The organism is Serratia sp. 3ACOL1, assembly GCF_003668775.1.
Lineage (GTDB): Bacteria > Pseudomonadota > Gammaproteobacteria > Enterobacterales > Enterobacteriaceae > Chania > Chania fonticola.
This window is the reverse complement of sequence record NZ_CP033055.1, coordinates 632,907-649,193: the sequence shown is the minus strand read 5'-3', so window position 1 is coordinate 649,193 and position 16,287 is coordinate 632,907. Positions and strand designations below refer to the sequence as shown.

Annotated in this window: 14 protein-coding genes; 7 read left to right on the top strand and 7 right to left on the bottom strand. The window is 54.9% G+C overall.

Annotated features, from left to right (window positions below; genetic code table 11):
* Positions 1-49 precede the first annotated feature (49 nt).
* The 7 genes from D9980_RS03130 to sanA all read left to right on the top strand — a co-directional run bounded on the left by D9980_RS03130 (position 50) and on the right by sanA (position 7,520).
* On the top strand, positions 50-1,129 hold the full coding sequence (locus D9980_RS03130) for a sugar ABC transporter substrate-binding protein (protein ID WP_121606383.1): 1,080 nt from the start codon (positions 50-52) through the stop codon (positions 1,127-1,129).
* A 135-nt stretch (positions 1,130-1,264) separates the two neighbouring features.
* Positions 1,265-2,488 carry an MFS transporter gene (locus D9980_RS03125; RefSeq protein ID WP_121606382.1) on the top strand — a complete coding sequence of 408 codons (1,224 nt, stop codon included), beginning with the start codon at positions 1,265-1,267 and terminating at the stop codon, positions 2,486-2,488.
* A gap of 139 nt (positions 2,489-2,627) precedes the next feature.
* Positions 2,628-3,035, top strand: coding sequence for a CidA/LrgA family protein (locus D9980_RS03120; protein WP_021180584.1), 408 nt, complete (start codon positions 2,628-2,630; stop codon positions 3,033-3,035).
* Entirely contained in the window at positions 3,032-3,727 is a 696-nt protein-coding gene (locus D9980_RS03115; protein ID WP_121606381.1) for a CidB/LrgB family autolysis modulator, read from the top strand. The genes D9980_RS03120 and D9980_RS03115 overlap by 4 nt, the downstream gene beginning before the upstream one ends.
* Before the next feature lie 136 nt (positions 3,728-3,863).
* A complete protein-coding gene (gene cdd, locus D9980_RS03110) occupies positions 3,864-4,748 on the top strand; it encodes a cytidine deaminase (RefSeq protein ID WP_121606380.1) in 885 nt (294 codons plus the stop codon).
* 156 nt (positions 4,749-4,904) lie between these two features.
* The gene (locus D9980_RS03105; protein ID WP_024485745.1) at positions 4,905-6,602 is read left to right on the top strand and encodes an NAD-dependent malic enzyme; all 1,698 of its coding nucleotides are present in this window, start codon (positions 4,905-4,907) and stop codon (positions 6,600-6,602) included.
* Between the two features lie 165 nt (positions 6,603-6,767).
* On the top strand, positions 6,768-7,520 hold the full coding sequence (gene sanA, locus D9980_RS03100; protein WP_024485746.1) for an outer membrane permeability protein SanA: 753 nt from the start codon (positions 6,768-6,770) through the stop codon (positions 7,518-7,520).
* Between the two features lie 302 nt (positions 7,521-7,822).
* Here the strand turns inward: sanA and mglC are convergent, their stop codons facing one another.
* From mglC to D9980_RS03065, 7 genes are all read right to left on the bottom strand, one after another.
* A complete protein-coding gene (mglC, locus tag D9980_RS03095; protein WP_046808124.1) occupies positions 7,823-8,833 on the bottom strand; it encodes a galactose/methyl galactoside ABC transporter permease MglC in 1,011 nt (336 codons plus the stop codon).
* 11 nt (positions 8,834-8,844) lie between these two features.
* Complete coding sequence (gene mglA / locus D9980_RS03090; protein ID WP_121606379.1) at positions 8,845-10,353, bottom strand: galactose/methyl galactoside ABC transporter ATP-binding protein MglA; 1,509 nt, start codon at positions 10,351-10,353, stop codon at positions 8,845-8,847.
* Between the two features lie 127 nt (positions 10,354-10,480).
* Positions 10,481-11,473 (bottom strand): galactose/glucose ABC transporter substrate-binding protein MglB, encoded by a 993-nt coding sequence (gene mglB, locus D9980_RS03085; RefSeq protein ID WP_021180577.1) that lies wholly within the window; start codon positions 11,471-11,473, stop codon positions 10,481-10,483.
* Positions 11,474-11,729: 256 nt separating this feature from the next.
* On the bottom strand, positions 11,730-12,767 hold the full coding sequence (gene galS, locus D9980_RS03080) for an HTH-type transcriptional regulator GalS (RefSeq protein ID WP_121606378.1): 1,038 nt from the start codon (positions 12,765-12,767) through the stop codon (positions 11,730-11,732).
* A 129-nt stretch (positions 12,768-12,896) separates the two neighbouring features.
* Entirely contained in the window at positions 12,897-14,078 is a 1,182-nt protein-coding gene (gene yeiB, locus D9980_RS03075) for a DUF418 domain-containing protein YeiB (RefSeq protein WP_121608938.1), read from the bottom strand.
* A gap of 67 nt (positions 14,079-14,145) precedes the next feature.
* Positions 14,146-14,811 carry a GTP cyclohydrolase I FolE gene (gene folE / locus D9980_RS03070; RefSeq protein WP_021180574.1) on the bottom strand — a complete coding sequence of 222 codons (666 nt, stop codon included), beginning with the start codon at positions 14,809-14,811 and terminating at the stop codon, positions 14,146-14,148.
* 315 nt (positions 14,812-15,126) lie between these two features.
* Positions 15,127-16,284 carry a YbfB/YjiJ family MFS transporter gene (locus D9980_RS03065; RefSeq protein WP_121606377.1) on the bottom strand — a complete coding sequence of 386 codons (1,158 nt, stop codon included), beginning with the start codon at positions 16,282-16,284 and terminating at the stop codon, positions 15,127-15,129.
* Positions 16,285-16,287 lie beyond the last annotated feature (3 nt).

The window sequence follows — 16,287 nt, the reverse complement described above, 5'->3', positions numbered from 1 at the left end:
CCACACATCCAATTTTACCGGGAACTCTTCACCTGCTTCGGAGCCAATCATGAAAACAATAAAGACCTCACTGCTCGCCCTCAGCCTGAGCCTGCTAACCAGCCTGCCCCTGCTGGCCGCTGAAGCCACGCTTGCCCCCGTTCCTGACGCTATTGCTCAGCATCAAGGGCAGATCCGCGTGGCGGTGATCCGTAACCTGGGTTCCGATGACAACACCACCCAGTTTTTGGCCGGAGCAATCCAGGAGGGGCGCAAGCTCGGTTTCAAGGTCGATACCTTTCTGAGCAACGGTGATGACGCGCGTTTTCAGGACTTCGTCAACCAGGCCATCAGCCAGAAGTATGACGGCATCATTCTTTCTCAAGGCCGCGCGCCCTATTCCACCGATCTGGTCAAGCGCATCGCTGCGGCAGGTATCGCGGTGTCGGCCTTTGATACCGACGTTAGCGGCGAGATCCCCGGCGTCACCGTTTCCCAACAGGATGATGCCTCGCTGGCCAATGAATCCTTCGGCCAGTTGATTAAAGACTTCGACGGCAAGGCCAACATTATCAAGCTGTGGGTTGCTGGCTTCCCGCCGATGGAGCGCCGCCAGGCCGCTTACCAGCAGTTGCTCAAGCAAAATCCGGGCATTCATGAGTTGGAATCGATTGGGGCGGTTTCCTCCGACGTCCAGGGCGATACCGCCAATAAAGTCGGTGCGGTGCTGGCCAAATACCCGAAAGGCAAAATCGATGCCATCTGGGGCACTTGGGATGCCTTCAGCCAGGGAGCCTATAAGGCGCTGCAAGAAAATGGCCGCACCGAGATCAAGCTCTACAGCATCGATATCTCCAACCAGGATCTGCAACTGATGCGCGAAGCTGGTAGCCCGTGGAAGGTCAGCGTCGCGGTAGATACCAAGCTGATCGGGGCCGTCAACCTGCGCCTGATTGCCAACAAGCTGGCGGGTGAACCAACTCCTGCCACCTATCAGTTTAAAGCCGCGGCCATCCCGCAGGCCTTGCTAGTCAGCCAGACCGGTCCAATCAACGTAGCCTCGCTGGGTAAAATTATTCCAGGCTGGGGCAGCAGCGAAGATTTCATCCAGCCTTGGTTTGCCACCCTGCAGGCCAAATCCGGTAAATAATGCTGTTTTACCTAGGGGCTACAGACGTAGCCTCTTTTTTTTAAACAATTTTTCCGTTGCCCTCTTCTCTGCACCACAAAATAAGCTACTGTAGTTGCATTAACGTAATAACTGTATGCATCAACAGGTTTGGTTATGAAGGGATTCCCCCCACTGATTAAAATATTGCTGGCAAGTTCGCTGGTGCTGACCATAGGCCGTGGCGTCACGCTGCCCTTTATCACCATTTACCTGACCGAGCACTTCCATCTGCTGCCGAAAAACGTGGGCATTATCTTGGGCGTCAGCCTGACTATCGGTATCATCAGCAGCTTTTATGGCGGCTATCTGGTCGATCGCTTTAATAAAAATCCGCTGATCCTGCTCGCCATCCTGCTATTTTCGCTGAGCTTTTTTGCTATCCCATGGGTCTCGCGCCCCGCTGGCGTTATCCTGGTGCTGGCCATCTTGCATACCGCCTATGCGGTGCTCAGCATCGCCATCAAGGCTTGCTTTGCCAGTTGGTTGCCGGTAAATCAGCGTATCAAGGCATTCTCGATCAACTATACGCTGGTGAACGTTGGCTGGGCCGTCGGCTCATCGTTGGGCGTGATGGTAGCCGGTTACAGCCCACTGCTGCCGTTCTACCTGTCCGGCGGGTTGGCGTTACTGACTGTGATAACCCTGAGCTTCCGCCTGCGCAGCTATCCATCGCCACCGATAGAAGACACTGGCAACACTCCACCGTCGGTTCTCAACTTCCGCCAGACGTTGAATGTGCTACGCGGCGATCGGCGGCTGATTTATTTCACCCTTGGCAGCACGTTAGGCGCGGTGGTGTTTGGCCAATTTACCGGCTATCTGTCGCAGTATCTGATCATCGTTAGCGATGCCGAATTTGCTTACAAAGTGATTGGCGTGGTGATGATCGTCAACGCCTGCATCGTCATCGCCCTGCAGTATCTGCTGAGTCGCGGTATGCGCCAGGACAACATGCTGCGCTGGCTGATGCTGGGCACGCTGTTCTTCGTCCTGGGGCTGATCGGCTTTATGCTGGCAGGTCTTTCGATATGGCTATGGGTGCTGGCCATGGCGATTTTCACCCTGGGGGAAATCATCGTCATTCCGGTCGAATATATGTTTATCGACTTTATCGCCCCGCCTCACCTGAAAGGCAGCTATTACGGCGTGCAGAGCCTGAGTAATCTGGGAGGTGCCCTCAACCCGGTGATGTGCGGTTTCCTGCTGAGCTATGCGCCACCGCCGGTCATGTTCCTGGTGTTGATCGCCGCCGCGTTGTTCAGCCTGCTGTTCTTTTTCCTTGGCCATCGTTTGGCGGAACAACAAAAGCCGCTTGCCAGCCTAAGCAACACGGAATAGCCTGGCCCGCTACACTTAAGGCGGGCCGTAATCTTGCCAAAATGGCATGATAGGCATAGCGAGAATTCATGATGCGTTTTGTGGCGTAGCTCACAGTTTAATTGTATGATGAATGAGTCAACATCAACGAGAATGCACTATGGGCAACCTATTTAACCTGTGTTGGAAATATGTCAGGGCGATCGTGCTGATCTACCTCAGCCTGTTCGCCGGTAACGCCATTGCGGCGCTGCTGCCGATCGCCATCCCCGGCAGCATTATCGGGATGTTGATCCTGTTTGCCCTGCTCTCCTCACAAATTCTACCGGCCAAATGGGTCAAGCCTGGCTGCCATCTGTTTATCCGCTATATGGTGTTACTGTTCGTGCCAATCGGCGTCGGTATCATGAAGTATTACGACCAGATAGTTGACGATTTGGCTCCGCTAATCGTGTCTTGCCTGATCAGTACGCTGCTGGTGTTTGTGGTGGTTGGCTATACTTCACATTACTTCCACCGCGAGCGTCCCATCCTCGGTAAAGCAAAAGATGCGGGGGATGAGCAATGATGCAAAATATCTGGTGGTCCTTGCCGCTGACCCTGATGGTGTTTTACGCGGCACGCAAGCTGGCGCAAAAGCTCCACATGCCGTTGCTGAACCCATTATTGGTCTCGATGGCGGTGATTATCCCGCTGCTGTTGCTGACCGGCATTCCGTATGAACGCTATTTTCAAGGCAGCAAAATCCTCAACGATCTGCTGCAACCGGCGGTGGTCGCCCTTGCCTTTCCGCTATACGAGCAGATCCATCAGATCCGCGCGCGTTGGAAATCCATCATCACCGTCTGTTTTATTGGCAGCATGACCGCAATGATCAGCGGCGGTGCCATTGCCCTGCTGATGGGGGCCAAACCCGAGATTGCCGCCTCGATCTTGCCCAAATCGGTGACGACTCCGATAGCCATGGCGGTAGCCGAGTCGATTGGCGGCATCCCGGCCATCAGCGCGGTGTGCGTAATTTTTGTCGGTATTCTGGGGGCGGTTTTTGGCCATTCGCTGCTTAGCCTGTTGCGGATCAACACCAATTCATCGCGCGGTTTGGCGATGGGTACCGCCTCGCATGCGTTGGGTACGGCACGCTGCGTAGAAATGGATTACCAACAGGGCGCATTCAGTTCGCTGGCTCTGGTTATCTGCGGGATTATCACTTCGCTGACCGCGCCGTTTGTGTTCCCGATACTGCTGCGGCTGTTTGGTTAACGGCTAAAAACCTGCGATACGTCTCGCATTTATAGGTTTCATTGCAGTTGTTTCATTAAAAAATAGATATTAGTCACACTTTATTGTGGGCCGGTTGCCTAGAATGTTAACCCGTTAACTTGTAGAGAGACTACTTATGCACTCGCGCTTTCAAACTGCCTACGGCGAATTGCCAACGGCCTTGCAATCCGCCCTGCTGCCCTATTTAGATGCGCCTGATTTCGCAGCCATGTTCAAGGCCGAGCAGATTGCGGCGATCAAGCAACAGTGCGGGTTGGATGACGATGCTCTGGCCTTTGCTCTGCTGCCATTGGCGGCGGCCTGCTCGTTAACGCCGATTTCGCATTTCCACGTGGGGGCGGTGGCGCGTGGCATCAGCGGCAACTGGTATTTTGGTGGCAACATGGAATTCCGTGGTGCACCTATGCAACAAACCGTGCACGCGGAACAGTGCGCTGTCACGCATGCCTGGTTGCGTGGCGAAGCCAAACTGGTTGCGGTCACCGTCAACTACTCACCCTGCGGCCACTGCCGCCAGTTTATGAATGAACTTAACAGCGGCACCGAGTTGGAGATCCACCTGCCTGCACGGGCAACCGCCACGCTGGGTGATTACCTGCCTTACTCCTTCGGCCCGAAAGATCTGCAAATCAGCGAGTTGCTGATGGATCCGGTCGATCACGGTTTCCAACTGACGCTGGATGATGAACTGGCGAAAGCCGCCCTGGATGCCGCCAACCGCAGCCATGCTCCTTACAGCACCGCCCATAGCGGCGTAGCGCTGGAAGCCGAAGACGGCAAGGTTTACGCAGGCCGCTATGCAGAAAACGCCGCATTCAACCCAAGCCTGCCGCCATTGCAGGCCGCACTGATCCTGATGAATGTCTCCGGCGGTGATTGCCAGAAAGTCCGCCGTGCCGTATTGGCAGAAGCGGAAGGCGCAATCCTGACCCAGTGGGATGCCACCCGCGCCACCCTGGCGGCCTTGGGCTGCGAAGACGTCCAACGCGTCACCTTCTGATCCCTCAGGCGGAGCCACCGTGCTCCGCCGCAATCCGTCTAAAAAACCAGCAACAAGCGACAATTCCTCATTATTTACTAACAAATGCTGTACATATTTTGCCGATATCTTAGGATCGGCAGTAATAAAGCTTACCCTAGGCAAAGAGTAAAACTGATGGAACTGGAATACGAAAGCAAACGCCCTCTCTACATCCCCTACGCTGGCCCCATTCTGTTGGAGTTCCCGTTACTGAACAAAGGCAGCGCCTTTTCCGAAGAAGAACGCAGTAACTTCAACCTGCATGGCCTGCTGCCGGAAGCGATAGAAACCATCGAAGAACAGGTGGAACGCGCTTACCGTCAGTATCAGGATTTCAAGAACGATAACGACAAGCACATCTACCTGCGCAATATCCAGGACACCAACGAAACGCTGTTCTATCGCCTGCTGGATTCGCACCTGAGCGAGATGATGCCCATCATCTATACGCCAACCGTGGGTGAAGCCTGCGAGCATTTCTCCGATATCTATCGCCGCGCACGTGGGCTGTTTATCTCCTACCCGAACCGCGATCGCATCGACGATATGCTGCAAAACGCCACCAAGCAGAACGTTAAGGTGATTGTGGTCACCGACGGGGAACGCATCCTTGGCCTGGGCGACCAGGGCATCGGGGGCATGGGTATTCCAATCGGTAAACTCTCCCTTTACACCGCCTGTGGCGGCATCAGCCCGGCCTATACCTTGCCGGTGGTGCTGGACGTGGGTACCAACAACCCGCAGCGCCTGAACGATCCGCTCTATATGGGGTGGCGTCATCCGCGTATTTCTGGCGATGAATATCACGCCTTTGTGGAAGAATTCATCCAGGCGGTGAAACGCCGTTGGCCGAACGTGCTGTTGCAGTTTGAAGATTTTGCCCAGAACAACGCCACGCCGCTGCTTAATCGCTATCGTGATGAGCTGTGCTGCTTTAACGACGATATCCAAGGCACCGCCGCCGTGACGCTGGGCAGCCTGATTGCCGCCAGCCGTGCTGCTGGTAGCCAACTACGCGATCAAACCGTTGCCTTCCTGGGTGCCGGTTCCGCAGGTTGTGGTATTGCCGAGCAGATCATTGCCCAGATGAAATCCGAAGGATTGAGCGAAGAAGAAGCCCGCGCCCGCGTCTTTATGGTTGACCGCTTTGGCCTGCTGACGGATAAGCTGCCTAATCTGCTCGATTTCCAGAGCAAGCTGGTGCAGAAAAGTGCCAGTCTGCAGCAATGGCAGGTGGAGAGCGATGCGATCTCCCTGCTGGAAGTGGTGCGCAACGCCAAGCCGACCGTGCTGATCGGCGTCTCTGGCCAGCCGGGGCTGTTTACCGAAGAGCTGATCCGTGAGATGCACCAGCATTGCCCGCGCCCGATCGTGATGCCGCTGTCCAACCCAACTTCCCGCGTGGAAGCCCGGCCAGAAGATATCATCAACTGGACCGACGGTGCCGCACTGGTCGCCACTGGCAGCCCGTTCTCACCGGTAACCTATAAAGACCAGTTGTTCCCGATTGCCCAGTGCAACAACTCCTATATCTTCCCGGGGATTGGCCTTGGCGTATTGGCTGCAGGGGCAAAACGGGTCACCGATGCCATGCTGATGGCCGCCAGCCGTGCCCTGGCAGACTGCTCTCCTCTGGCTACCGATGGCCACGGCGCACTGCTGCCGAATATCGATGATATTCAGGGCGTATCCAAATGCATCGCGATGGAAGTGGGTAAAGCCGCTCAGTTGCAGGGTGTAGCAGTGGTGACGTCGGAAGAGGCGTTGTCTAAAGCCATTGAGCATAACTTCTGGCGCCCTCAGTATCGCATCTACAAACGTACCTCGTTCTAAGTTCCTCACCGGGCCTGTTAATCAGGCCCGGTTCTCACGCCTAGACAAGATTATGCTGAAAAATGCAGCGTAATACCTGCGGTAAACGGCTCATTGCTTGCGTCTGCCGGGCAGGTAAAGTAGCCTTGAGTCTTACTTTAGCCCTCGTTCGCGCAAGGCATCAACATGTGGAAACGCCTGATAATTAGCCTGTTCATCATCATTTCGGTGCTGATGCTGTCGGCTATCGCGCTCGATCGCTGGATAAGCTGGAAAACCGCGCCTTACATTTACGAAGAAATGCAAACGCTACCACACCGTCAGGTGGGAGTGGTGCTTGGCACCTCCAAATATTACCGTACCGGAGTGCTTAACCAATATTACCGCTACCGTATTCAAGGGGCGATCAACGCCTATAACAGCGGCAAGGTGAAGTACCTGCTGCTGAGCGGCGATAATGCCCAGCAAAGCTACAACGAGCCGATGACCATGCGCCGCGATCTGCTGGCCGCTGGCGTTGCGCCTAGCGATATCGTGCTCGACTACGCCGGTTTCCGTACCCTCGACTCCATCGTCCGTACGCGCAAGGTGTTCGATACCAACGACTTCATCATCATCACCCAGCGATTCCACTGCGAGCGCGCCCTGTTTATCGCCCTGCATATGGGCATCCAGGCGCAATGCTATGCGGTACCTTCGCCAAAAAACATGATGACGGTGCGCGTACGCGAGATCTTTGCCCGCCTGGGAGCCTTGACCGATCTGTATATCCTCAAGCGTGAGCCCCGCTTCCTTGGCCCATTAATCCCGATATCTGCGATGCACAAGGTGCCGGAAGATGCGCCGGGTTACCCGGCGGTGTCGCCGGAGCAGTTGGTAGAGCTGGAGCACAAGCTGGCGGCAGAAAAGGTTAAGGCTCAGCAGCAGAAGAAGAGCTGAGTTTGACCTCACGCTTCAGCGATCGCCCCTCACCCTAACCCTCTCCCAAAGGGCGAGGGGACCGTACGTGCCACAGATTAACTCCTGCGTCTGACCACAACATCGAATGCGTCATGGCCACAAATAAACTCCTGTCCCTGAACGCAGCTCCGTTCTGCCCCCTCTCCTTTTTGGGGAGAGGGCTGGGGTGAGGGGGAACAGCGACGACTGGAATAACACTAAGATGGTATATCTGTCGTGTTACATAGCAAAAGCAAAACGGCCAGCAAATGCTGGCCGTTATCGTAAAGCGCAAAACAGACTTATTTTTTCTTGGCGTACTTAAGGGAGTCCAACGCTACCGCGAAGATGATAATACTACCCTTGATAATGTACTGCCAGTAAGGGTTCACGCCGATATAGGTCAGGCCATAGTTGATGACGGTAAAGATGATCACCCCGGTCACCACGCCCAGCACCGTACCTACCCCACCGGCGAACGACACCCCGCCGACCACACAGGCCGCGATGGCATCCAGCTCATACATAAAGCCGAGGTTGTTGGTGGCACTACCGATACGGCCCGCCTCCAGTAAACCGCCAAAGGCATAGAACACCCCGGACAGCGCATAAATCATGATCAGGTTCAGCGGGACGTTGACGCCAGAGACTTTCGCCGCTTCCGGGTTACCACCGATGGCGAAGATATTCTTGCCGAAGCGGGTTTTATTCCACAGCACCCAGACAAAGGCGATCGCAATAATGGCGTAGAAGGTGATATATGACAGCTTGAAGTCACCGAATCGCAAGAACCCTTGGGCAAAGGTGGAGAATTTCGGATCGAAACCGGCCACCGGTGAAGCCCCCACGTAATCGTAATACAGGGAGTTGATCCCATAAACGATGATCATGGTGCCCAACGTGGTGATAAACGGCGTCACGTTGAGATAGGCGATAATCAAGCCGTTGACCAGGCCAATCACCGCGCCCACGGCGCAAACCAGCAAGATCACCAGCGGGATCGACCAGGTTTCCATCTGCGGGAACACTTTGTTGACGTTATCCATCGATTGCAGCAGGGTCGCGGCAATCACCGCTGCCAACCCTACCTGACGCCCGGCGGAAAGGTCTGTCCCCTGCGTGACGATCAGCCCGGCCACGCCCAGCGCAATGATAATACGCACCGAGGATTGGGTCAGGATATTACTCAGGTTCATCAGGCTTAAAAAGGTTGGGTCCTGGATAATAATAATCGCCAGTAACACCAACAGGACCAGATAAATGCCACCTTCTTTAAAATAGGTGAACAAGGTTTTTTTATTCAGTGCGCTCATAATTACGATCCTTAAAGATGCAAGGAGGCTAGCCGCAATATTTCATTTTGCGAGGTCTGTTTGGTATTCACAATGCCCGCAACCTGACCATTACTCATCACCAATATTCTGTCGGTAATTCCCAAAAGCTCCGGCATTTCGGAAGAGATTATAATGATCCCCTTGCCCTTCTTCGCCAATTCGGTCATTAACTGGTAAATTTCAAACTTGGCCCCCACGTCGATACCGCGCGTTGGCTCATCCATCATCAGGATTTCCGGCTGTGTCAGTAGCCAGCGGCCAATGATCACCTTTTGCTGATTACCGCCGGAAAGCGAACCGATATTGGTATGGTGGCCCGGCGTTTTCACCCGCATGGCATCGATCACCCATTGGGTGTCGCTTTTCATCCGGTTATTATCCAGCAGGCCCATCTTGTTTTTGTATTGCCGAATATTGGCAATCAACGAGTTAAAGCCAATATTCAGGTAAGCATAAATACCGGTGGAACGACGCTCTTCCGTCACCAGGGCAAAACCGTGGTTGATAGCTTCGTTAGCACTGTTATTGTTGATATTTTTACCGTGCAGCTTGATGGTGCCGGCCACCTTCTCGCGGATGCCAAACAGGGTTTCCACAATGTCGGTGCGCTTGGCACCCACCAGCCCGGCAATGCCCAGGATCTCCCCATGATGCAGATCGAAAGAGATATCGCGGATCGAAGGTTGGCGCAAAGAGGTCAGGCCTTTCACCTCTAAAATCACCTCTCCCGGCGTATTCTGACGATCGGGGAAACGCTGGCTCAGCGAACGCCCAACCATCATCGAGATAATCTTGTCCATATCCAGCCCTTCCAGCGGCTGGGTGGCGATCCATTGGCCGTCGCGCAGAATGGTGATTTCATCACATAGCTGGAAGATCTCTTCCATCTTGTGCGAGATATACACGATGCCGCAGCCACGCTCTTTCAGCTTACGGATAATGGTGAACAGATGATTCACCTCCTTCTCGGTTAGAGAAGAGGTTGGCTCATCCATAATCACAATTTTAGCGTTGTAGGAGAACGCCTTGGCAATTTCGATCATCTGCATCTGAGATACCGACAGCGTGCCGACTTTGGCGCGGGGATCGATATCAATATCCAGTTCGTCGAAAATTTCCTTGGTGTCTTTGTACATCTTGTCCTGATCGACAAACAGCCCTTTGGTCGGGTAGCGCCCCAGCCACATGTTGTCCATCACGGTACGTTGCAACACCAGGTTCAGTTCCTGGTGCACCATCGAAACGCCCTGCTCCAACGCCTCTTTGGAACTTTTGAAATCGACTTCCTGCCCCTGAAACAGAATACTGCCGGAGTCTTTTTTATAAATGCCAAACAGGCATTTTAATAAGGTGGATTTTCCGGCGCCGTTCTCCCCCATTAGTGCATGAATGGAGTTTGGACGTACGCGTAAATTCACTTTGTCTAATGCCTTTACGCCGGGAAACGACTTACTGATATCCGTCATTTCCAGTAGCCACTCACGAGAGTTTTCGGCCATAAATAGTCCTGGCTAATTCTGGAACCAGCACTCTCCAAAGCTGGCTTGCAGCAGTGGAGAATTAACGGGTTCTTCTAATAAGTTCCCCCGCCTAAACACCGGCGGGGGCATTTCTCTCTATCTCGGTTTATTTCACGAACTGAGACAGGTTATCTTTATCTACACCCACGTAAGGAATACGCACGATTTTATCGACGATCTTCCATTGGGTGCCGTCAGCAGCAGGTTTGCCCGCGGCCAGGTTCTTCGCCAGATCGAAGGTCGCCTTCGCCTGATTGTCGGCATCGTTCAGCACGGTACCGGCCATCGCCCCGGATTTCACCATTGCCAGTGCTTCTGGCAGGGCATCGACACCAAAGACCGGAATGCTGCTCTTGTTGTGAGCTTTCAGGGCTTCAACCGCACCCATGGCCATCGCGTCGTTGTTGGCGATCACCACTTCGATCTTGTTGGCGTTAGGGCCAGACAGCCAGGCATCCATCTTGTCTTTAGCCTGAGCGGTATCCCACATCGCGGTGTCCATCTGCAGTTGCTGAGTCTTATCGCCTTTTTCATTCAGCGTTTTGATCACGTAGGTGGTACGCGCTTCTGCATCCGGGTGGCCTGGCTCGCCTTTCAACAGCACATATTGGATCTGACCGTCTTTGTTCAGATCCCAGGCTGGGTTGGCTTTCCAGTGTTTGGCAATCAGTTCGCCCTGGATCACGCCAGACTCTTTAGAGTCGGTACCGACGTAATAGGCTTTGTCGTAGCTATCCAGAGCCTTGCGGGAAGGTTCTTTGTTGTAAAACACCACCGGGATATCGTTGGCACGCGCCTTGTCGATCACCACCGGAGCAGCGGCAGGGTCCACCAGGTTGATCGCCAGCGCTTTTACGCCTTTGGCAATCAGTACGTCGATCTGGTCATTCTGCTTGGACTGGTCATTCTGTGAGTCATTCATCAGCAGCGTGACATCCGGAGAAGCCTTGGCATCTTTCTCGATCGCCTTACGCACCACCGACATAAAGTTGTCGTCATATTTGTAAATCGTGACGCCAATGCGGGTATCAGCATGCGCAGCTGCGCCAAACATCATGCTTGCGGCCAGCGCGGCCAGGGTGAAAACCTTCTTATTCATTGTCTGTCTCCGGTTTGTAGAGGGTCGTACTCGGTATTAAGCCTTTAGCCACAATGCACACAGTTGGGCGTGGCAGTTTCAAAAGAATTCCTGTCATCCATGTTGCTTGTTATTCCTGTGATGCTGTGTCAGCGCCAGATTAAAAGTTGGCTGGCAAGAGCCTTTGCGCTGGAAAACGACTAGAGCATAGACGGCACTATGTTAATAATCTGTGAATTTTCTCACAGATTGAAAACGGTTACACAATATTAAATGTTCAGAGAGTGACCGAAGCCTCACTTTGCCACGGCGCGACAGAGTGGCGGCGTACCAGCGTCGGCATGAACAGGTGTGAAGCCTGAGGTTCAAGCTGCCCGGCAGCGCCCTTCAGCGCCAGCTCAGTAGCCAGGGTGGCCATTGAAACGATCGGATAACGGATGGTGGTCAACTTGGGGCTGGTATAGCGGGCAATGGGGATATCATCAAACCCCACCAGCGAGAAATGCTGCGGCACTGTGATACCGTTTTCTTTCAGCACCGCCATCGCACCGGCTGCCATGGCGTCGTTATAGGCGAATACGGCGCTCAGGTGCAGGTTGCGGCCCAGCAGTTCAACCATTGCCGCTTCACCGCCTTGCAAATCCGGTGAGCCGTAGGCCCGCCAGCTATCCGGTGGGGAAAAACCTGCCGCGGCCATCGCCTGGCTATAGCCTTGCTGGCGCAGCGGGCCGTCTTCGATGGGGTGATCGGAGCCCAGATAACCGATCCGCTGATGCCCCTGCGAGAGCAGCAAACGCATGGCAACTTCTGCGCCAAACACATTGTTCAGGCCAACGCAGCGGTGCTCATAGCCCGTTACAATTCTGTTAATTAACACCATGCCCGGGATCTGCTCCATAAAGGCGATCAGTTCCGCGTCACCTAACGCTTTTGCATGAACAATCAAGGCATTGCAGCGTTGACGGATCAGCACCTCGATGGCATGGCGCTCTTTGTCCGCCTGATGGTAACTGTTGCCGATCAGCAGATATTTGTGGTTTTGCTGCGCCACCGTGTCTACCGCTTTCACTAACGCGCCGAAGAACGGATCGGAGACATCCATCACCACCACGCCCAGCGTTTCACTGCTCTGGGTAGCCAATGCCTGCGCGTTGGCGTTTGGCCGATAACCCAGTTCCGCCACCGCCTTCAGCACCTGTTCGCGGGTCTCTTTGCTGGTCAGGGCACTGTTGTTCAGCACTCGCGAGACGGTAGCGACGGACACACCCGCACGCTTCGCCACATCGCGAATGGTGGTTGAATGCACAGAATTCATGAAACGTCCCGAGGTCGACAGAGTAGACAGTGGCGTTATCCTACCCCGTTTGTCATCCTCCTCAGCGTGAATTCCGTCACAGGAAAGAAAACGTTTACATACAATTTTTTAACCTACCTGCGCCAGATCTCATTTTGTCGGCTGACGGAGACTTTCGCCCGCAGCAAGGGAAGTCAGCTTGCGCCATAGCCATTCCATCGGGCCCTGCGCGAAGTAACGCAGCCACAGCGTGGAAAACAGCAGGTTGGCCAGCCACACCAAGGGAACGACCGCCAATAGCTGCAAACGGTCGAGCTGTTGATAGAGGCCAAAATGAAAGAACAGCGTGCTGCAAATCAGGGTTTGTAGCAGGTAATTACTTAGCGCCATCCGCCCAACCTGGGTTAACCAGTGGCTGATACGCAGGCGGGAAAGCGTTGGCCAAAAACCGTAGACCAAAGCCAGGTAGCCAATGGCCTGCAGTGGCGAGCCCAATTCACGCGGCACCTGCAACAGAAAGCCACTCCAGCGATAATCCCAATTCAGATGCCACTGCAACAGCACACCGGGCAACTGGATCAACAATGAAAGCGGTATCAGCCAGGCGGCCTGACGGCGGTAGTAAGCCGGCGAATAGCTGTTACGCAGCCAACCGCTGCGCATCATGCCTGCACCAAACAGCATCAGCCCGGCCAGTTGCCAGCCATACTGCGCGCCGATGGCTATCAGGCTGGAAGAGAGCAGATCCAGACGGCTGCGCCAGGCTTCCGGGCCGCCTTGCAGCTTCCAGAACTTCTCATACTGCAATTCGGCCACGCTCGGCTGCCAGAAACTGCCCGGCTCACCGTGAGAGATAAACCCTAGCAGCAGCAACACCGCCACGCCGATCAGATACAGCACCGCACCGGTTTTCAACAGGGTGAAGGTATTCTGTGCGTCACGGATCATCCGCCAGCACACCAGGCCGATCAGCCCGTAGGCCAGCAGGATGTCCCCATCCCATAAGAAAATGGCGTGCCCGAGGCCAATCAGGACCAACCAGGATAACCGGGCGCGGATCCAGACTTTGCCCCGCCGTAGCAGCAGTTGCAGCCCGGCCCCAAACAGCAGCGCGAACATGGCCAGGAACTTGACCTGAGCGAACAGATCCAACAGTGCCCAGGTCCAGACATCGCGTGTGGAGGGCATCCCCAGATAGGCAGGGTTGAGGTAGGCGGCTTTCGGTAGGCCAAATGCGCTGATATTCAGCAGCAGAATGCCAAGGATGGCGATACCGCGTACGCAGTCCAGCGTAGCAATGCGTGGTAGCCGGGGAGTTTCGTTAGCGTTCATGTTATTCCGCTGTATTTCTATCAGTAAAAAGGCGCCCACAGGCGCCTTCATCGTCATAGCTCAGCCATCAACCGTGATGGTGACGCACCGCACGCAGGAACTCCTGGCGCGTATTCTGGCTGGATTTGAACAACCCGCCCAGCGACGTGGTAGTGGTAGCACTGGTAGCGTCACGAATACCACGAGCTTTAACACAGTAATGCACTGCATCGATCGATACCGCCACGTTGTTGGTGCCTAACAGCGTTTGCAACGCCACCAGGATCTGCTGAGTCAGCCGCTCCTGTACCTGTGGGCGGCGGGCAAAGAACTGCACGATGCGGTTTATTTTCGACAGGCCAATCACCGAGTCTTTAGGAATATACGCCACGGTGGCTTTACCATCGATGGTGACAAAGTGATGTTCGCAGGTGCTGGTCAAGGTAATATCACGCACCGTTACCATTTCGTCCACTTTCATCTTGTTTTCGATGACGGTGATCTTCGGGAAGTTGGCGTAATCCAGACCGGAGAAGATCTCATCGACATACATTTTCGCAATACGGTGTGGCGTTTCTGCCAGGCTGTCGTCGGACAGATCGAGGTTCAACAGCTGCATGATTTCCGTCATGTGCTCTTTGATACGGCGCTTGCGCGTCTCGCGATCCAACACTTCCCCACATAACGGGGTTTCCAGGCCGCGCGCTTCAAGCGCCGCGTGCACCAGTGCAGCTTCATTACTTAACGATGTCATGGCGATGTATCTCCAGCAGGCGGCCCCGGCAATATCCCCGTGGTCTTTCAAATTGCAGCGTTGTTATTGGCTGTTGGTTACTTGCCCCGTGTGATGAGGACGCAGTATACAGCGCCCCTACAAATCCAGGGAAAGAGCTAACTGCAGCTTGAAAGACGACGGATAGATAACGTGAACCCGATCAATATTTTCCCCCACTCTAGAGGAGAGTGAGACGTTTATCCAGTGATTGTGTTTCATCCTGGTATGAAAAATCCGCATCCAGCCCGTAGCAGGCTGGCTGCGGCTATCCCACATTTTTTGTATGTATTTTACTCAAGATAAAGTTGGCTTGTTTGCCGTGGCCCGCGCCGGGGTATTGATCACCAGCACACCGGCGATCACCAGCCCCAGTACCGCCACATACAGCGCGGGTTCCAGGCGATGCGTCAGTGCCGTTGACACCGCCGAGAGCATCGGGCCAACCAACTGGCCGATGGCATAACCCGTGGTCAACAACCCGGCCATATAACGTGCGTGATTCGGAGCCAATTCCCTACCGTGCTGGATAGATAGCTGTACCACACTGAGGAACCCACCGCCGGTTAGCATGGCCCCTATTGCCAGGCCGGTAACGCCCGGCACCACTTCGGCACAAAGCACGCCCAGTGCCTGTACCCACAGCGTGATCGCCAGGCGGGTCTGCGTGGTGAGCCGATGACGGGTTGCAATACCGATGATAATCCCCAGCACCGCCGCACCGCCAAAAATCGGCCAGACAAACTGGGCGAACAGGCTGTCAGGGAAACGAGCCGCCGCCATCTGTGACAGGAAGGTCGCAGGCAGGATATAGCCAAAGCCCGCCAGGCTGTAGCTCCACACCAGGCGCTTTAATGCCGGGGTGAGCACCAGCGGCTCAGGCTTCACATCGGGACGATGCAGCTCCCCTGCCCTTGGCAAATTAATGCTGATCGCGGCAATTAACACTAACGCCAATGCGCCATATACCAGCCAGGCCTGCGAAGCGCTCAAGCCCCAGCTGTTGATCGCCACCGCCAGCATGCCGCTGATGAATATCCCGGCCCCAGGCCCGGCAAAGACTGCAGCACTCAACGCTGGGCGGCCATAATGCGCCAACCGCTCGTTAGTCCAGGCCGCCACCAGCACCATCGACCAACCGCTGGCCCAACCAATCGCAAAGCGCACTGCACCGTGCAACCACTCCCCCGATACCAAGGCAGACAGCAGCGTCAGTGCTACAGCTCCCCACACGCCAAGCCACAGGCGGCGCTCCACATGGCGGCTGGCACGCATCGCATCATAGGCACCGCACAGGTAGCCCAGGTAGTTCAACGCCGCCACCAGCCCGGCCCCGGTCAGGGTGAACTGGTGCTCAGCAATCATCAGCGGCACCTGCGGGGTAAAGGCAAACCGGCCAATCCCCATCGCCACGATCAAAGCAATAAAACCACTCAAGGCTATTTTTAGCGCCATCGC